Origin of the sequence: Acinetobacter sp. ANC 3832, from assembly GCF_002135415.1 — a bacterium.
GTDB lineage: Bacteria > Pseudomonadota > Gammaproteobacteria > Pseudomonadales > Moraxellaceae > Acinetobacter.
In genome coordinates this window covers 97119-114971 of sequence record NZ_NEGJ01000006.1, presented here as the reverse complement: position 1 = coordinate 114971, position 17853 = coordinate 97119, and the positions used below count along the sequence as shown (strand labels likewise).

Genomic DNA, 17853 nt, shown 5'->3' with positions numbered 1-17853 from the left:
AAATCTAGAGCCAATTCTATTTGAAAAGGCATATAATAGCGCCAATCAACAGAGGATTGACGAAATGAAAGCTTCTACTATCACTATGAAAACAGAGCAAGACATTGAAAAATTAAGAATTTCAGGTCGTTTGGCTGCTCAAGTTCTGCAAATGATAGGAGAGTACGTCAAACCAGGTGTTTCTACGGCTTATCTTGATGATATTTGTAATGACTATATTGTGAATACATTAAATGTAATCCCTGCCAATGTTGGTTATTATGGCTATACCAAAACAACCTGTATTTCACCAAATGAAGTGGTTTGTCATGGTATTCCATCAGAAAATATTATTTTAAAAGATGGCGATATTATTAATATTGATGTTGCGATCATTAAAGATGGTTATTTTGGCGATACAAGCCGTATGTATTATGTAGGAACTGTTCGCCCAGAAGCAAAAAAATTGGTTGAAACAACCTATGAAGCAATGGTTGCTGGTATACATGCTGTAAAGCCTGATGCTACTTTAGGTGATGTCGGTTATGCGATTCAAAGTGTGGCTCAACGTGAAGGCTATAGCATTGTTCGTGAATACTGTGGGCATGGCATAGGTAAGGTTTATCATGAACAACCGAATGTTTTGCATTATGGTCAGCCGGGACAAGGTATTCGATTAAAAAAAGGTATGGTTTTTACCATTGAACCGATGGTGAATTTAGGTAAAGCTCGTGTTAAAGAACTGAATGATGGTTGGACGGTTGTTACAGCAGATAAATCATTATCGGCTCAATGGGAACACATGGTTGCCGTGACAGATACAGGATTTGAATTATTAACACCATGGCCTGAAGGTACGGGTATCTATCCTCAAATTTAAAAAACTCAAATCATAAAACAACAATTGATTAGACTTTGGTCGAAAACGTTTGTTGTTTTTTATTGCTTAAAAGATTGAATCAATAAATATATTGCGAAACTTTAGGCATAATAAAAATTATTTTTTAATTATCTGTGTTTTATTTATACGTTTAAGGTCTTTTTTTATAGCTTATAAGTATTTGTTAAAGAGTACACAAGTCTTTATTATTCATTTCAGATTCTAGCTGTAGTTTCTTTTTGATTTTACTTTTTCTAGCTTATCCATCCTAGGGTAAGCTTTTTTTTTGCCTGTAGTTTTTATACTTTTGAAAAGATTACTGATTTAATGTTAAATCAATAGATACCTCGCATCAGTATTTCATTAACTCTTTATTTTGTCCTCTAAACAAGAATTAAAAGAGTGATGCAAAATATCTATCTATTTAGTCAGCTAAAAAGAGAACCTTTAATGGTTTAAAGATTCTCTAAGATATTTAAATTGAATTTTATTTTTTGAATTTAAATTTTAAAATCATTGAAACAGCAAAACCAAAGAGAAGCCCCCAAAAAGCAGAGCCTACACCAAAAAATTGTACGCCTGAAGCACTAAATAGAAAGGTCATTAATGCCGCTTCACGATCAGTTGGTTCTGCAAAGGCAATTGCAATGTTGTGGCTAATGGTTCCGAATAGCGCAATCCCTGCTAAAGCAACAATAAACAGATGTGGAAATGACATAAGTAAGCTGGTCAGTGTTGCGGCAAATAATCCAATCAGGATATAGAACAAGCCACAGCTTATTCCTGCAATATAGCGTTTAGAAGGATCAGGATGAACTTGATCATCTAAGCTCACAGCAGCACTAATGGCTGCAATATTCACACTATAACAACCAAAGGGTGCAAGAAGCGCTTGGGTTAAACCTGTCCAACCGATTAAGTGATTTACATGCGGTTGATAGCCATAGCTTTTAATCATGGCAATACCGGGTAAGTACTGGGAAGCCATATTAATTACAAAAAGTGGTAGTGCTAATCCAAATATTGCTGACCAAGTAAAGTCAGGTTGAATCCACACGGGTTTAGCCAATGCCCAGTGAAGAGTTGGAACATGGAATTGCATAAATTGTGGTGCAATTAACAAGCCTGCAATTACTGTAATGACAATGCAATAACGTGTCCATAATCGTTTGGAAATAATATATACAGCGAGTAAGGATAGAATGAAGCCCCAATCATTTTGCATACTTGCAAAGAGTGTGATCCCAAATTTTAATAATACGCCTGCAAGCATTGCACTGGTCAAACTTTGCGGAATATAAGAAAGTACTTTTTCAAAGATTCCTAAAAATCCCAATATGGCTGTGACTAAGCCACAAACAAGAAAAGCACCAATGGCTTCATATAAGGTATAACCACTTCCAGTCGCGATAATTAAAGCTAAACCTGCAGTTGACCATGCCGTTGCGACAGGATATTTAAATTTCCAAGACAGAATTAACCCTGAAAATCCAATACCTAAACCTAAAGCCCAAAACCATGAGGTAATTTGAGCAGCAGTCGCACCTAAAGTCTGTGCAGCTTGAATGACTAAAACAGCAGAAACACTAATACCAATGAGGAAAGTAATAAATCCAGCAAATACAGCAGGAATGGAGAAATCTTGAATAAGTTTTTGCATAGTCCCTTACTACTTTATTCGATCATATTGAATATGGAATATATTTGGCTTCTTGCATCATGCCTATTTTTCTTCTTTAGAGACGAGAATAAAGAGCATGTTTATATTTATGCAAGGTATTTATTAAATCATGGTTGAGGTGGCGAGTTTTAAACCAAATCCGCAGAATAAAATTCCAACACAGGCAACACCAACTGCCGCCACTTTATATCGCGTATTAAAAAAGTCAGCGAGTTTCACTCCCGAAAAAATCAGGATAGTTAAATATGCCATACTGATGATTTGTAAAATGATGGATAAGCTGGCAAAACTTAATGCAGGATAAGGATAGTTAGGATCAACAAATTGCACAAAAAAAGACAAGTAAAATAAAATTGCTTTTGGGTTCAATAAACTAATCGTTAGCGCTGTACGGTATGGGTGAAATTGTTGAACACCCGCAGGAGTATCTATAGATTCAATCGTCTGGGTTTTACTTTGCCAAGTGTGCCAACTGGCAATCAATAATTTGATACCAAGATAAGATAAGTAGGCAGCACCAACGATTTTAAGCAATATAAAAAGCCAAGGAAAAGCATGTAATAAAGATGCAGCACCCAGTACGGTACATAAAATAAGTATCAGATCACCAGTAAAAACACCTAAAGCACCAATATAACCTGTTTTAATTCCAAATCTTGATGCAATAGACATAACATATAAGGAGTTTGGACCAGGCAAAATAACAATAAGAATGGTACCGATAATATATGTCGCAATATCCGTAATGCCGAACACAATTTTCTCACTAGATGATTAAAGCTAAAGAAAAAGCCGAGATGTGTATCATAACAAACTCGGCTTTTATTTTAAGATACTTAAGTGGATTAAATACGTGATTTAAGCTTTAATTTCTGCATCTAAACCGAAAGACTGGCGCAATAAAGTACTGAGTTGTTCACGTGCTTTAATAAAGCCATCCACACCACTCTGTAGCAGTTGAAAAGCCATTAAGTCAGCTTCTAAGTCATGCTTAAATTCTGCTTCTGTTAAAACAGCACAACGATGGTCTTGGTGTGAGTGTGCATGTTCTGTGGTTAGTTGCGATGTTACAGTTCTGAAATCTTTTTCTAAATCTGCCAATAGGTTCGGTGATACTGTGAGTAAATCACAGCCTGCTAATCCTAGTACCTGTTCTATGCTACGGAAACTTGCACCCATCACTTCAGTTTTGACATCATTCTGTTTATAAAAATGATAGATTTGCTTCACTGATAATACGCCTGGATCTTTTTCAATCGGGTAGCTATTTACTTTCTCAGCTTTTTTATACCAATCTAAAATACGACCGACAAAGGGTGAGATCAGTGTTACTTTTGCATCTGCACAGGCTTTGGCTTGGTGTAAACCAAAAAGTAAAGTTAGATTACAATGAATGCCTTCAGCTTCTAAAACTTTAGCGGCTTGGATACCTTCCCATGTTGATGCGATTTTAATCAGGATACGGTTTTGATCAATACCATATCCTTTATAAAGCGCTAAAAGCTCTTTGGCTTTGCTGATTGTTGCTTCAGTATCATATGAAAGAGCCGCATCGACTTCAGTTGAAACACGACCTTCAACGATTTTTAAAATTTCAACACCTAATTTTACGGTAAGAATATCAATCGTACGCTCAACCAATAGATCGGTTTCATAACCTTCCGATCGAGCTTGAAAGTATGCATCTTCAATAAGCTCTCTATTTTCAGGTTGTTGCGCAGCAGCGGTAATAAGAGAAGGGTTTGTTGTCGCATCCAAAGGACGAAATTGTTGAATCGCTTGTAAATCACCTGTATCAGCAACGATTGTAGTGAGTGTCTTTAGTTGGTCTAATGCGGATAGAGTCATTACGATTATTCTTAGTTAAAATACTTGTGCCTTTATTTATATCATAATGCGATTTCTTCTAAAGCCCAAAGCGTATAGAAAAAGCCGTTATTTTGTATGAATTCGTTGATTTCGGATGTGATTAATCAAAAAACGAGCAGCTGCTCCTAGTTCACTTTCCCTATTCCAGACCAAATCCATAAAATATTCAAATTTAGGGGTGAAATCTAGAAAGTTCAAAATTTTAAGATGCTTCTCTAATTCTGGATTTTCATTGAACATTTCGAGGGGGAGAACGCCCCAACCAAGACCTTGTAAAATGATTGAACAAGCAGAATGATGATTGTCAGTACGCCAATTTTGTTTTGAATAGAGTAACTCTGGTTTGATGGTGCGATCGCGGCTAGCAACGACAATTTGTCGGCTCTGTAAAATTTGTTCAAAACTGACTTGTTCAAATTGTGCCAATGGATAATGTTTGGCTGCAACAGGAACAAGAACTTCACGTTTTAATTCGACAAATTGTTCACGACCTTCTAATTGTTCACGTTCAAACATTAAGGCCAATTGTGCAGATTGATTCATCAATAAACGTAAGGCATCTTCTTGTGGCGCTGAAAAAATATTGATTTGTAATTGCGGGAATTCTTTTTCAATGAGTGCGATGTAATCTGTCCAATCGGTATGTAACAATTCTGAGACAACAACAATATTTAAAGATGATTCTAATCCACTACTCAATGCAAAAGCTTGTTGCTTCCATTGGTTCATTTCAATGAGTAGTTGATCCGTTTTTTCATAGAGGGTCAGTGCTTGAGGTGTTGGTACGGGTTCGCGCCCGATACGAGTAAATAATGATAAATTTAAATCAATTTCTAAGTTGGCAATTGACATACTGACCGCTGAAGGTACTTTTCCTAGCTTTCTCGCTGCCGCAGAAAAAGAACCTGTCTCAATGACAGTTTTAAAAATATTTAGTTGATCTTGATTTACATTCATCTATCAAAACTTTTGAAAGAATCTAACTCGATTAATCAATATTATAAACATAAAATAGCTTTCATCAAATGAATTATATAAAGGTAGTTTAAAATGTTGATTTCCAAGAGAAGGGTTGTTCATGCATTAAGCTATGAGATCGTCCTATTGGTGATCATAGCGATTGCGTTAAGTTTTATTTTTGAAGTTCCGATGGAGATTGCAGGGTCATTGGGTGTTGCTATGGCTGTTACTTCAGTGATCTGGAATATGATTTTTAATCATTTTTTTGAAAAATTTGAAAAGAAAAGAAAACTAAAAAGAACGATTGGTGTCCGTATTTTACATGCCATTGGTTTTGAAGGCGGCTTAATGCTTGCGACTATTCCAATGGTTGCATATGCTATGAATATGAGCATTTGGCAGGCAGTTTTACTTGATTTGAGTATGACGCTGTGTATTTTGGTCTATACCTTTATTTTCCAATGGTGCTATGACTATGTTGAGGCGAGGTTGGGCTATACACCAAATCACTCTGCTGGTTAATTGGTTTTTGATGGTTAGATATAAAGTAAGCACCTAAAAAGGTGCTTACTTATGAGGATTCGAAAAATAGAAAACTTATTTTTCTACAATCGCTGTTACACCTTGACCACCTGCCGCACAGATCGAAATCAGTACACGACCTGAACCTTTTTCATTTAAAAGTTTTGCAGCTGAAGCAAGAATACGACCGCCTGTAGCAGCAAATGGGTGACCAGCAGCTAAAGAAGAACCTTTTACATTCAATTTTGAACGATCAATTGAACCTAAAGGAGCAGCTAAACCTAAACGTTCTTTACAGAATTTAGGATCTTCCCATGCTTTTAATGTAGAAAGTACTTGAGAAGCAAAAGCTTCATGAATTTCATAATAATCAAAATCTTGAAGTTTTAAGTTTGCACGTTCAAGCATACGCGGTACAGCATAAGCAGGCGCCATCAACAAACCTTCTTTTTTCACCACAAAGTCAACTGCTGCTGTTTCAGAGAATGAAAGGTAAGCTAAAACCTCGTGACCATTTTCTTTTGCCCATTCTTCAGAAGCAAGTAGTACAACAGATGCGCCGTCAGTTAATGGTGTAGAGTTACCTGCAGTCATAGTTGCAGTTTCACCTTTACCAAAAGCAGGTTTTAATTTTGCTAATTTTTCAGCGGTTGAGTCTGGACGTAAATTATTGTCGCGTTCTAAACCCATGAATGGCGTAATTAAGTCATCGAAGAAACCTTCTTCATATGCTTTTGCCATTTTTTGATGTGAAGCAGCTGCAAGCTCATCCTGAGCTTCACGAGCGATGCCCCATTCAAGCGCTGTAATTGCTTGATGATCACCCATTGATAAACCAGTACGTGGCTCACCATTTTTAGGTGCATCTAATAAATCTTTAACATTAATTTTAGATAATGCTTTTAAACGGTCTTTTGCCGTTTTTGCAATATTAAGTTCAAGCATTACTTTACGTAAGCCATCACCAAAAGCGATAGGCGCATCAGAAGTAGTATCTACGCCACCAGCAACACCAACATCAATTTGACCTAGTGCAATTTTGTTTGCAACAGCAAATGCCGCTTGCAAGCCAGTGCCACATGCTTGTTGAAGATCATAAGCAGGCGTTTCAGGTGCGAGTTGTGTGTTCAATACACATTCACGTGTCATGTTAAAGTCACGGCTGTGTTTAAGTACAGCACCTGCAACAACTTCGCCTAAACGTTTGTCTTGTAAATTAAAGCGTTCAACTAAGCCATTTAACGCAGCAGTGAGCATGTCAATATTTGATGCTTTAAAGTAAGCGCCATTTGAACGTGCAAATGGAATACGGTTACCACCAAGAATAGCAACGCGACGAACTGTATTTTGACTCATAATTTTATCCTGTGGAGCAGACGTTTGAGTTGTAGAAGGTGTTGATGATTCAGCTTTTTGAGTATTTGCCGCAGTATTTTTGCTACGTGCAGATACTGAAGGTGGACGAGGCTTTGTAGTAGTATTCGTTGCTTGAGGTGCTGTGCTTGTACTTTTACTCGAACGATTACGAGGCTTTGATGTATCTGACACAGTTTCTGAAGCAGAATTCTCGACCGCTGGATTTTCTTGAGTTGTTTTGCTCATAAGGCTTTTCCAAGCATGTACATAATATTCTTAAGTGATACATTAGCATAATCGATTATATGCCGAATTGACTATACTGACATTTGACTAAGCATTCAGGTCAAGACATCATCCTAGTAACTCAAGTATTATTTAACTGAAACTGATGGTGCTGTAAAATGAATAAGTATTTGACATTACACTAAAGTTAATCGATTACTTCAGTACCATTCACCAATTAATTTGTAGAGAGATAAGAAACATGTCTGACCAATACCAAGCATTTGCAAAATCTCCAATTGGTAAATTTGTCATTAAAAATTTAGGTTTACCAGCACCGCTTGAATTAGATCGTTTTGAAACTGCGAATCCTGTCATTAAAGGCGCAGTATTGCTAGGTGCAGCGCCAAGCAGTTCGTTATCGAATGGTATTGCTCAAGTCCTTAGTAATATCCATGCCAATAGTTATGCAGGTAATAATGCTGAATTACAGCAAGCAGCGGCTCAAGCCGGCTTAACGTTAAATGCTTTTAATGAAGGCGATAAAGAATCTAAGTTTAAAGCTGTGGTTTTTGATGCATCAGGTATTCAAAATTCAGAACAATTGCATGAGTTACACAAATTTTTTAATCCAATTGCACGTCAAATCCAAAACTCAGGTCGTGTCATTGTGATTGGCTTAACGCCAGAATCTGCACCAACCATTAAACAAGCGATTGCACAACGAGCGCTTGAAGGTTTTGTAAAATCTGTGGGTAAAGAATTCAAAAAAGGTATTGCTGCACAACTTGTTTATGTAGATGAAGGCGCTGTTACGAATGTTGAATCAACATTACGCTTCTTATTATCACCACGTTCAGCCTATGTGTCTGGTCAGGTCATTCGCGTTTCTAAAGCGGATGTTATTGATATTGATTGGGTTAAACCATTGGCAGGTAAAACGGCTTTGGTCACAGGTGCAAGCCGTGGTATTGGTGAAGCCATTGCACATGTCTTGGCACGTGATGGCGCACATGTGATTTGTCTAGATGTACCACAGCAACAAGCTGATCTTGATCGTGTTGCCAGTGAAATTGGTGGTTCAACACTCGCTTTAGATATTACAGCGGCAGGTGCGGGTGAACAAATTAAAGTGGCTGCAGCTTCGCAAGGCGGTTTAGATATCGTTGTGCATAATGCGGGTATTACACGTGACAAGACTTTGGCAAATATGAAGCCTGAAATGTGGGATCTTGTGATTAATATTAATTTATCTGCTGCTGAACGCATCAATGATTATTTATTGAGTAATTCAGGCTTAAATGAAAATGGTCGTATTGTTTGCGTATCATCTATTTCCGGTATTGCGGGTAATTTGGGTCAAACAAATTATGCTGCATCTAAAGCAGGTGTTATTGGCTTAGTTAAATTTACTGCGCCATTGTTGAAAAAAGGCATTACCATTAATGCTGTTGCCCCCGGTTTTATTGAAACTCAAATGACGGCAGCGATTCCATTCGCAATTCGTGAAGCGGGTCGCCGTATGAACTCAATGAGTCAAGGCGGTTTACCTGTAGATGTTGCTGAAACAATTGCATTATTTGCATCTACTGCTTCAACAGGTTTAAATGGTAACGTTGTACGTGTTTGTGGTCAGAGCTTATTGGGCGCTTAATCACAATAAAAAGAACCTTCTCCTTAAAAAAGGGGAAGGTTGAGTAGAGGGAATATTTCATTCAAAATGATTCGAATAACCCTCTCTCTAAATCTTTCCCTATACGGGGAAGAGGACGACTCCTTAGAATTTAAAAAAATTAAAGGTTCTGTATGAATACTCGCCATTTTAGCCAACTTCCAAAACCTTACTTGGCTTATCCTAAAGTCATTCAAGGTCTTATTTTCAAAAAACCGAAAGGTGAGAAAGTTCTGCCACAAGTTGAATACGTGGTGGATTCATTCAAAATTGATCCGAACCATTTAAAAGCCTATAACGAAGTCTGTGGATTTAAAAATAATGGTTATATCCCAGCGATTTATTTAGCTGTTTTATCGCAAAGTTTACAAATGCATATGATGACTTCAGAAGCATTTCCATTTGCAGTTTTGGGCTTGGTTCATATTCGTAATGCGGTGAAGCAAACACGTAAAATTGGTGTGAATGAACAACTTTCTTTGTCATGTAAATTCGGTGAATTAAAACCGCATGATAAAGGTGTGCAATTTGACTTTATTACCATAGCTAAAGTAGGTAATGATGTTGTGATGGAAGGAACGACAACTTATCTATCTCGTCAAAAAACAGATGCTAAACCAGCAGAAAAAGTGAAAGAAGACAGCGTTCCGAATTATGAAGTTCAAGCCGTTTGGGATGTGTCAGAGAATACAGGTCGCCGTTATGCAAAAACCTCTGGTGATTTCAATTTGATTCATATTCATGCTTTAACTGCAAAAGCATTCGGTTTTAAACAAGCAATTGCGCATGGTATGTGGAGTAAGGCACGTGCATTGGCGAGTATTACATTACCAGATGCTTATGAAGCTGATGTTTGGTTTAAGTTACCGATGTATTTACCTTCAAAAGTAGAATTTTTAACAGCTCAACAGCCGAAACAGATCGATTTTTTAATCCGAAATGAAAAGACACAGAAACCGCATGTTTCTGGTGTGATAAAAACACTATAAGGGCTATAAAAATAAAAGCCTAAATCGTGATGATTTGGGCTTTTAGATGAGATGTATTGCATAAATGATCAGTTTTTTGTTCTGTAAGAATAAATAAAAAAAGTGTTATGTAAAAGTCGATGATGTAAAGTTAGAAAACATATAAAGAAAAATAAGGGCGAAGGAATGAACGGTTTTAAAGATATTTTATTTGCAGATACACAGAATTATAAAGGCTTTGTAGATCCTCAATTTCTTGATTTAGCCGAACAATTTAGTCGACTACAAGATCACCGAACTGAATATGGCGGTGCAGCACTGACCGTATATTTTAAGGGTGAAAAAGTTGTTGATATTTATACCGGTAAAAAATCGATTACTGAAAACTGGAGTGAAGATACTCTGTCAGTTTGTTATTCAACTGGAAAAGGTGTGATTGCGACTTTGGCGCATATTTTAGTGAGTGAAGGTTTTCTAGATTACGATACGCCTATTATCCAATACTGGCCTGAATTTGGACAAAATGGTAAATCAGCAATGACATTACGGCATATTTTAAGTCATCAAAGTGGTTTGTATGATATTCGGAATATGATTGGTAGTGCTGTTGAAATGGCGGATTGGCAACATATGCTCCATGTGATGGAACAGGCTAAACCACGTTTCGCCATTGGACAGGATATTGCATATCAAGCGCTTACTTTTGGTTGGTTGGTAGGTGGAGTTTTAGAAAAAGCAACCAAACAACCTCTGGTTTGGCTGATGCAGCGTTATTTGGTTGATCCGTTAGAGTTGGATGGGGGGTATTTTGGTGTACCTACAGACCAACTTGCTCGTATTGCCAAACCCTTACCGAAAAAGAAAAAAGAGTTAGCTATCACTCAAAATGTGACACAGAAGCCTAAAAAAGTACACAAAAGTAGTTTTTCTGAAAAATTGATTGAATTTAGTGGGCAGAATCCACAAGACTTTTTAGATGCAATGGTTCCTAAGGGAATGCGAGATTTTAGCTTTTTTAGTGATGAGGGTTTACAAGCTGTTATTCCAGCAGTAAATGGCGCTTTTACTGCACGTAGCCTTGCGAAAATGTATGCCATGCTTGCGAATAAAGGCGAATGGAATGATCAGGTGATTATTAAACCTGAAGTGTTTACATCACTGAGTGAAATTCAAAGTATTAAACGAGATCGAGTGATGCCGATTCCAATGAAATGGCGTTTAGGTTATCACCGTGTGATTACCATGGGCAAGCGTGCTAAAAAGGGCTTTGGACATATTGGTTATAATGGTTCTGGCGCATGGTGTGACCCACAACGACAACTTAGTTTTGCTTATACCCATAATTTTGCTGCGGGTTCAATTACTGGTGACTATCGTTTATGGGGATTAAGCCAAGAAGCTTTACGTTGTGCAGATGCGGTGTTAAAAGGGCATAAAGGTTGGTTTTGATATATGTGACGACTTAGATATATGCATGATATGAAAAACTTAATGATACCTCCAATATTATCTAAAATAATAAATCTACCCTGTTGTCGAAAATATATTGGTGAATGGGGAAGTATTCGTTTAGGTTTTGGAGAGAAAATATCACATATTAGCAAGGATTCTGATCGGTTTTACGGTGAATGGAAACTAGGGACTTATGGATCAAATTGGCAAATGTTGACGGAGGGTAAACTTATTTTTAGTGCTCATAATAATTTAACAAATTTAGAGTTATATGAAACATTACAAAAATTGAACCTTGGTACGATTAAAGAGATTGCAGAATTCGATGATACGATTCAGATCAATTTTGATACTGATGATTTGAGTTTGATTTTTTTAAAACCAGCAGATGGTGATAGTGAAGTGGTGCACTTTTTTATGCCAAATAATCTTTATGCAGAATATAATTTGATTGATGGCTGGGTCGTTTGAAAATCAAATGAAGCTTATGAGTAATATCGGCTGTTTTCATATTATGTAGATTAAACTGTGTTCAGAGGTTGAGATAATGATCTCAAACAAATAATAACTCTTACTATTCTTCATTCACTAATTGTTAAAAACACAGTATCCTTATCGCTGTAATAAGGAGCATCCATGTATCAGGTACTTGCACGAAAATATCGTCCACGCAATTTTAAAGAATTGGTCGGTCAAAACCATGTTTCACGTGCATTGACCAGTGCCTTAGACCGCGGGCGTTTACATCATGCATATTTGTTTACAGGTACTCGTGGTGTTGGTAAAACAACCATTGCTCGTATTTTAGCAAAGTGCCTCAATTGTGAAACAGGAATAACTTCTACGCCGTGTGAAGTATGTGCAACTTGTACAGCCGTAAATGAAGGTCGTTTTATTGATCTGATTGAAATTGATGCTGCATCACGAACGAAAGTAGAGGATACACGTGAATTACTCGATAACGTTCCTTATGCACCGACGCAAGGTCGTTTTAAAGTTTATTTGATCGATGAAGTACACATGCTTTCAACACATTCCTTTAATGCTTTACTAAAAACATTAGAAGAACCACCAGAACATGTAAAATTTCTTTTTGCGACGACAGATCCACAGAAACTACCGATTACAGTAATTTCGCGTTGCCTACAATTTACTTTACGTCCTTTGGCTGTAGATGAAATCACACATCATCTGGCTGACATTTTACAAAAAGAAGAAATTCAATCTGAACAAGATGCGATTTGGCAAATTGCTGAATCTGCACAAGGTTCAGTGCGTGACGCATTGTCTTTAACAGATCAAGCAATTGCTTATGGTCAGGGAGCAATTCATCATCAAGATGTAAAAGAAATGCTGGGATTGATTGATCGAACCATTATTTATGATTTGATCTTGGCGATTCATCAAAATAAACGTGAACGAGTGAGCCAGTTGCTTTTACAATTTAGGCAACAAGCTTTAGATGTCTCTTTGGTTTTAGACCAGTTTATTTCTACCTTACATGAATTGGCAATGTTGCAATATTTGCCAGATTTAAGTTTAAAATATAGTGCCGAAATTAATCAAAAAATTATGCGATTATCTCAATTAATATCTGCTCAAGATTTGCAACTTTATTATCAAATTGCATGTAAAGGTCGTTCAGATTTACAACTTGCTGTGACTCAAGAGCAAGGCTTTGAAATGACGATTTTACGTTTACTGGCTTTTAGACCATTACATAATAATGAGATTATTGTTTCAGAAGCACCTCCTGTTTCAAACCCGTCACAAGATATTGAACAGCAAGAAAGTTTAGAGCAGTCTGGTGATCGTGGTGTCATTGATCGGAGATTTCATGAGAATAAATCTAGCGTAGATTCTGATGTACAAACTGATTTCGTAAATCAACAGGAAACTATTGATGAGTCTAGGTCTAATGTTTCTAATCAACAATCAAAAACTCAAGAAGCGGATCATTTTGAGTCGGATCCTAATCAATATGTAGAAAGCCAACCTGCTCAGATGGTTGAAGATCAATTAAATACACATGATAAATCTGAGTCAATTTCATCTCATGATTTTACTCAGACTGAAGAAAATGTAGTACCTATTCAATCGGCTGTGGCTGAGCAAACTTTATTAGATTCACGTCAATCTGATTTGGTTGAGGAAGAGCCAACTTTGACTTTATTTGAAGATGGAACAACTATTCATAATGTTGTATCACAAGTTATCAATATCAGTTTACTTTCAGATCAAGAGATTTTTTTCTTAGATCCGAATAAAGATTTAATAGAAGGTGACTCTTCAAAAGAATCTGTTCAGAATATGAATGAAGAAAAGATTCAGGAAGCAAATGAACAAAAAGCGCTTAGTGATTTAAAACCTCATATAACTTCTTCTAAAACTTTGCAAACGCCACAAGATATTTTAACGCTTGCACCACTTGATTTAATGGGTGAGTGGGATGTTAATAAGTGGGAATACTGGTTCAGAAATAGTGAATTATCACCTGCTGTACAAGAGTTAGCACAGTATGGAATGATGACAGGTCAGATTGATGATGAATCTACTTTTCATATACCACAGCGATATGAAGCGTTATTGAATCAGACCCAGCATGATTTAGAAGCACAATTGATCCAGAACTGGCCAAATACACGCTTTATTGTTCAATATGAAGAAGTGGCTGAAAAGACTCCTTTTATCCTTCAAAATGCACGTAAAGTTAAAGCGCATCAACGTGCTTCTGAAATGCTAAGTGAAGAAGTAGTTGTTAAAAGTTTAATTGATGCGTTTGATGGAGAAGTGCAAAATATTCAGCTTAAGTCTTAATTTTAGAAAGAAAAAACTAAGCTTCTTAGATTAAATAATATGCTAAAGCATCCCGCATTTCTTGAGGAATAGGGGTGCTTTTTTTTGTTTGACGTTCTACAAAGACATGAACAAAATGACCTTGTGCTGAGGCTTGCTCTTGGTCTTGTTTAAAAATAGCCAAGTCATAGGTTAATGATGAATTGCCAATTTTACTAATCGCAACACCTACCTCAATAATTTCAGGATACGTTAGTTCTTGTAAAAAACTACAAGCTGAACTGACGACTAAGCCAATAATCGGTGAAAGGTGAATATCAAAACCTGTTTTTTGAATCAGTAATGCATTAGCGGCTGTATCAAAATAACTATAATAAGTGACATTATTTACATGACCATAAATGTCATTGTCAGCCCAACGTGTCTGAATGGGGAATAAAAACTGATATTGTGACTTTAGTTTAGTTTCTAGTTTCATTGTTTTAATCGTAGAATTTTGAATAGATATGTTTTATCGAATAATTGTAACTTGCACAAGTAAAAGCTCATTAAGCAGTGCCTAATGAGCTTTTATTGGTACTTTTAGTTCGCTTAGAAACGGTAACCAAGACCCAAGTAAGTTACAACTGGGTTGATTTCAATTTTACTTTGACCTGTGAGAAGTGTGACATTTGAACCGTCAACAGGGGAAAGACCGTTTACATTCAATTTGGCTTTAGTAGAAAGCTGAGCATACGATACAGAAGCTGTTGCAAACCAATTCTTATTAATGTTGACATCAACACCTAAAGTGGCAATAGGTGCGATTGCATCATCCACTTTAATTTTACCAAGATTTGGTTTTACATCTAACTTGCCTTGAAACTGAGGATATAAGCTATTTGCAATACCATTAATCCTTTGTGCTAATTCACCATTAATTTTAGGGTCAGCTTCAACATTGCTAAAATGAGCATACATTAAGCCAGCGCCAACATATGGGCGAATACGGTTATTAATAGAGCCAAAATGATAGCGACCTGTAATGGTTGGTGTATACGCATCCGTTGTTGCTGCAGTTGAATATTTATCAAGACCAACAACATCATGACCAAGAACTGAAATTGAACCTTTTCCAGAAAGTTCCATTTCAGGTGGTGCACCCAATACCAACTCTAAAGACACATTATCATTGACAAAATAATCAAGCATAATTCCAGCAGTGTCAGAGTCTTGTACTTCAAAGCCAGCATTAGGAGAAGATGATTGTAAAACAGGTAATGGTGCTCCAGTTTGCCCATAGACACCTTGTTTGCCACTTTGTGGCATGACATGTAACCAACCGGCAGATACACCAAATGTTTTACCGTCGGAAGTTGCTGCATGTGCAAAATTTGTAGTGGCAAACATTGCAAGAGGGAGAATGGCTAAAGTAAGTTTTTTCATAAAAATTCCGATACTGTTGGCTATCTCAATTTTCCGATTGAGATCTATTCTAATTTTAGAGTAATTAGTTTAAAAATAAAATGAAATATCGAGTAAAAAATGAGACATCTAACCATTATATTTAGGTAAAAAGCTGAATATTGTTGTTATTGAATTATTTTATGGTGATAAATAATATTTATAAATAGGTAAGATTGATTAAAAAATCTCACCTATTATCAATAAAGTATATAAGTGTTTTTCACTTCAATGAGAATTTTGGGCAGATTTTAATAAATCGTTTGGTATATACGCAAAGCATCAGCTTGAGTAAGTTCACGAGGATTATTTTGTAGTAAACGAGTTTGTAGCATGGCATCTTGTGCTAAAAGTTCTAATTTACTTTCTGGCACTTTTAAATCTTTGAGGCGAAGTGTTAAACCACTTTCATCTAAGTGTCTTTGCATATGGTCAATAAAGAGATCACATAGACCATCCATACTGCCTTTGCTGTATGGATCAAGCCATTGCATCAGTTCAGCATAGTGTTGCTTTGCTTCAGGTGCATTAAATTTCATCACTTCAACTAAAACCAGTGCATTGGTATGCCCATGAGAGAGATGAAAATGACCTCCTAAGGGATATGCTAAAGCATGTACAGCACCTACAGGTGAGTTTGCAAAAGCTTGACCTGCAAGCATAGAGCCTAAGAGCATATTTTGACGCGCTTCTAAATTAGAACCATCTTTAAGGACCAGTTTAAGATTTTTGTTGAGTAATTTTAAAGCCTGTTTTGCCAGCATATCCGCATAGACATTTTTCTTTATTTTAGAGGTATAGGCTTCAATCGCATGTACCATAGCATCAATACCCGTCGCAGCCGTGATATGAGCAGGTAAGTCTTTGGTGAAGTTGGCATCCAAAATTGCAATATCAGCATATAGAATTGGAGAAACGATTCCTGTCTTAGTCGTTTCACCTGTGGTGACAATAGAAATCGGTGTGACTTCTGATCCTGTACCTGCAGTTGTTGGAATAAGAATTAACGGTAAACGTGGTTTTTTTGCATTATTAATGCCATAGAGATCTTGAAGTGATTGGGTTTGTTTGGGATCCGCTAAAATCGCAATGACTTTTGCAACATCCATTGAGCTACCACCACCAAAACCAATGATGGCATCGACCTGTTCAGCCTTGGCAAATTGAACAGCATCTAAAATGATATGTTCGGCGGGATCTGCTTGCACCTCAGAATAGATGACATAAGCAACTTTAATCACTTCTAAAATTTCAAGAATGGGTACATGTAATTGATGTTGAATCATGCCGGGATCAGTCACGATTAAGATTTTTTGATAATTTTGATTGGATAATAGGGTTTTGAGTTCTTGTATAGATCCTAAACCAGAAATGATATTGCCAACGGTTTGAAATTGAAAATGGCTCATACGTATTATCCTTAATCTCTCATCATAAATTAAACATTATTGTTTTACAGTTCTATAGGATTCATCCTGTAAATAACTTAACATAAGAGCCTATAAAAGAAATTAACTTTTGAGGTTGTTATGCCGTCCAAAACGCCATACAAGGTGTTATGTGTCTGTTTGGGAAATATCTGTCGTTCTCCAACGGCTGAAGTTGTACTTAGACATTTTTGTGATAGGCAACAATTGAATATTCAAGTCGATTCGGCAGGTACCAGTAATTATCATCCTAATAAAGCCCCTGATCGCCGTAGTCAACAACATGCATTAAAACGTGGTTATGATTTATCTACTTTACGTGCACGTCAGTTAAAAACTCATGATTTTGTAGCGTTTGATTTAATTCTTGCGATGGATTTTGAAAATTTAAAAGATATTCAAGCTTTATATATGGATGCAATTTCTATACATGGCGATCATCTTGTTAAAGCCAAAATTGCTCTAATGAGTGAGCATGATTTGATTTATCCTCAACATGCTTTGCTAGATCCATACTATGGCGGTGAAGATGGTTTTGAACAGGTTTTAGATCAGTGTGAATCGAGTAGTCAGGCTTGGGTTGATGTTTTTAAACAAAATATGCAAAGTCAAAAGTAATAGGA

At 36.6% G+C, this 17853-nt stretch carries 16 protein-coding genes; 8 read left to right on the top strand and 8 right to left on the bottom strand.

Annotated features, from left to right (window positions below):
• Nucleotides 1-64: 64 nt before the first annotated feature.
• Complete coding sequence (map, locus tag B9T35_RS10040) at nucleotides 65-859, top strand: type I methionyl aminopeptidase (RefSeq protein ID WP_086190974.1); 795 nt, start codon at nucleotides 65-67, stop codon at nucleotides 857-859.
• A 487-nt stretch (nucleotides 860-1346) separates the two neighbouring features.
• On the opposite strand, the gene B9T35_RS10035 is transcribed toward map, so the two are convergent.
• The 4 genes from B9T35_RS10035 to B9T35_RS10020 all read right to left on the bottom strand — a co-directional run bounded on the left by B9T35_RS10035 (nucleotide 1347) and on the right by B9T35_RS10020 (nucleotide 5366).
• Complete coding sequence (locus tag B9T35_RS10035; RefSeq protein WP_086190973.1) at nucleotides 1347-2519, bottom strand: benzoate/H(+) symporter BenE family transporter; 1173 nt, start codon at nucleotides 2517-2519, stop codon at nucleotides 1347-1349.
• 123 nt (nucleotides 2520-2642) lie between these two features.
• Entirely contained in the window at nucleotides 2643-3296 is a 654-nt protein-coding gene (gene leuE / locus B9T35_RS10030; RefSeq protein ID WP_086190972.1) for a leucine efflux protein LeuE, read from the bottom strand.
• A 102-nt stretch (nucleotides 3297-3398) separates the two neighbouring features.
• Nucleotides 3399-4388 (bottom strand): transaldolase, encoded by a 990-nt coding sequence (gene tal, locus B9T35_RS10025; RefSeq protein WP_086190971.1) that lies wholly within the window; start codon nucleotides 4386-4388, stop codon nucleotides 3399-3401.
• Between the two features lie 87 nt (nucleotides 4389-4475).
• Complete coding sequence (locus tag B9T35_RS10020) at nucleotides 4476-5366, bottom strand: LysR family transcriptional regulator (RefSeq protein ID WP_086190970.1); 891 nt, start codon at nucleotides 5364-5366, stop codon at nucleotides 4476-4478.
• A gap of 93 nt (nucleotides 5367-5459) precedes the next feature.
• Between B9T35_RS10020 and aceI the strand changes: the two genes are divergently transcribed.
• Nucleotides 5460-5891 carry a chlorhexidine efflux PACE transporter AceI gene (gene aceI, locus B9T35_RS10015; RefSeq protein ID WP_086190969.1) on the top strand — a complete coding sequence of 144 codons (432 nt, stop codon included), beginning with the start codon at nucleotides 5460-5462 and terminating at the stop codon, nucleotides 5889-5891.
• Between the two features lie 75 nt (nucleotides 5892-5966).
• Here aceI and B9T35_RS10010 read toward each other — a convergent pair whose 3' ends face one another.
• Complete coding sequence (locus tag B9T35_RS10010) at nucleotides 5967-7493, bottom strand: acetyl-CoA C-acetyltransferase (protein ID WP_086190968.1); 1527 nt, start codon at nucleotides 7491-7493, stop codon at nucleotides 5967-5969.
• A 241-nt stretch (nucleotides 7494-7734) separates the two neighbouring features.
• Between B9T35_RS10010 and B9T35_RS10005 the strand changes: the two genes are divergently transcribed.
• From B9T35_RS10005 to dnaX, 5 genes are all read left to right on the top strand, one after another.
• Nucleotides 7735-9126, top strand: a complete 1392-nt coding sequence (locus tag B9T35_RS10005) for a 3-oxoacyl-ACP reductase (RefSeq protein ID WP_086190967.1) — start codon at nucleotides 7735-7737, stop codon at nucleotides 9124-9126.
• A 152-nt stretch (nucleotides 9127-9278) separates the two neighbouring features.
• Nucleotides 9279-10133 (top strand): MaoC family dehydratase, encoded by an 855-nt coding sequence (locus B9T35_RS10000; RefSeq protein ID WP_086190966.1) that lies wholly within the window; start codon nucleotides 9279-9281, stop codon nucleotides 10131-10133.
• Nucleotides 10134-10298: 165 nt separating this feature from the next.
• Nucleotides 10299-11561, top strand: a complete 1263-nt coding sequence (locus tag B9T35_RS09995) for a serine hydrolase domain-containing protein (protein ID WP_086190965.1) — start codon at nucleotides 10299-10301, stop codon at nucleotides 11559-11561.
• Between the two features lie 21 nt (nucleotides 11562-11582).
• Nucleotides 11583-12035, top strand: a complete 453-nt coding sequence (locus B9T35_RS18260; protein WP_139842019.1) for a hypothetical protein — start codon at nucleotides 11583-11585, stop codon at nucleotides 12033-12035.
• 165 nt (nucleotides 12036-12200) lie between these two features.
• Nucleotides 12201-14381: a DNA polymerase III subunit gamma/tau gene (dnaX, locus tag B9T35_RS09985; protein ID WP_086190963.1), complete on the top strand. Its 2181-nt coding sequence runs from the start codon at nucleotides 12201-12203 to the stop codon at nucleotides 14379-14381.
• 25 nt (nucleotides 14382-14406) lie between these two features.
• Here dnaX and B9T35_RS09980 read toward each other — a convergent pair whose 3' ends face one another.
• From B9T35_RS09980 to B9T35_RS09970, 3 genes are all read right to left on the bottom strand, one after another.
• Nucleotides 14407-14838, bottom strand: a complete 432-nt coding sequence (locus tag B9T35_RS09980) for an acyl-CoA thioesterase (RefSeq protein ID WP_086190962.1) — start codon at nucleotides 14836-14838, stop codon at nucleotides 14407-14409.
• 113 nt (nucleotides 14839-14951) lie between these two features.
• Nucleotides 14952-15785, bottom strand: a complete 834-nt coding sequence (locus B9T35_RS09975) for an OmpW/AlkL family protein (protein WP_086190961.1) — start codon at nucleotides 15783-15785, stop codon at nucleotides 14952-14954.
• Between the two features lie 269 nt (nucleotides 15786-16054).
• Entirely contained in the window at nucleotides 16055-17212 is a 1158-nt protein-coding gene (locus tag B9T35_RS09970; protein ID WP_086190960.1) for an iron-containing alcohol dehydrogenase, read from the bottom strand.
• Nucleotides 17213-17332: 120 nt separating this feature from the next.
• Here B9T35_RS09970 and B9T35_RS09965 point away from each other — a divergent pair, with 120 nt between their 5' ends.
• Nucleotides 17333-17848 (top strand): low molecular weight protein-tyrosine-phosphatase, encoded by a 516-nt coding sequence (locus tag B9T35_RS09965; protein WP_086190959.1) that lies wholly within the window; start codon nucleotides 17333-17335, stop codon nucleotides 17846-17848.
• Nucleotides 17849-17853: the final 5 nt, after the last annotated feature.

Bases quoted from the DNA above. Each gene is read 5' to 3' on its own strand.
- B9T35_RS10020 (WP_086190970.1), bottom strand. From the start codon at position 5,366: ATGAATGTAAATCAAGATCAACTAAATATTTTTAAAACTGTCATTGAG.
- B9T35_RS10035 (WP_086190973.1), bottom strand. From the start codon at position 2,519: ATGCAAAAACTTATTCAAGATTTCTCCATTCCTGCTGTATTTGCTGGA.
- aceI (WP_086190969.1), top strand. From the start codon at position 5,460: ATGTTGATTTCCAAGAGAAGGGTTGTTCATGCATTAAGCTATGAGATC.
- B9T35_RS10000 (WP_086190966.1), top strand. From the start codon at position 9,279: ATGAATACTCGCCATTTTAGCCAACTTCCAAAACCTTACTTGGCTTAT.
- B9T35_RS09995 (WP_086190965.1), top strand. From the start codon at position 10,299: ATGAACGGTTTTAAAGATATTTTATTTGCAGATACACAGAATTATAAA.
- B9T35_RS09980 (WP_086190962.1), bottom strand. From the start codon at position 14,838: ATGAAACTAGAAACTAAACTAAAGTCACAATATCAGTTTTTATTCCCC.
- B9T35_RS10005 (WP_086190967.1), top strand. From the start codon at position 7,735: ATGTCTGACCAATACCAAGCATTTGCAAAATCTCCAATTGGTAAATTT.
- B9T35_RS09970 (WP_086190960.1), bottom strand. From the start codon at position 17,212: ATGAGCCATTTTCAATTTCAAACCGTTGGCAATATCATTTCTGGTTTA.
- tal (WP_086190971.1), bottom strand. From the start codon at position 4,388: ATGACTCTATCCGCATTAGACCAACTAAAGACACTCACTACAATCGTT.
- B9T35_RS09975 (WP_086190961.1), bottom strand. From the start codon at position 15,785: ATGAAAAAACTTACTTTAGCCATTCTCCCTCTTGCAATGTTTGCCACT.
- map (WP_086190974.1), top strand. From the start codon at position 65: ATGAAAGCTTCTACTATCACTATGAAAACAGAGCAAGACATTGAAAAA.
- B9T35_RS09965 (WP_086190959.1), top strand. From the start codon at position 17,333: ATGCCGTCCAAAACGCCATACAAGGTGTTATGTGTCTGTTTGGGAAAT.
- dnaX (WP_086190963.1), top strand. From the start codon at position 12,201: ATGTATCAGGTACTTGCACGAAAATATCGTCCACGCAATTTTAAAGAA.
- B9T35_RS18260 (WP_139842019.1), top strand. From the start codon at position 11,583: ATGCATGATATGAAAAACTTAATGATACCTCCAATATTATCTAAAATA.
- B9T35_RS10010 (WP_086190968.1), bottom strand. From the start codon at position 7,493: ATGAGCAAAACAACTCAAGAAAATCCAGCGGTCGAGAATTCTGCTTCA.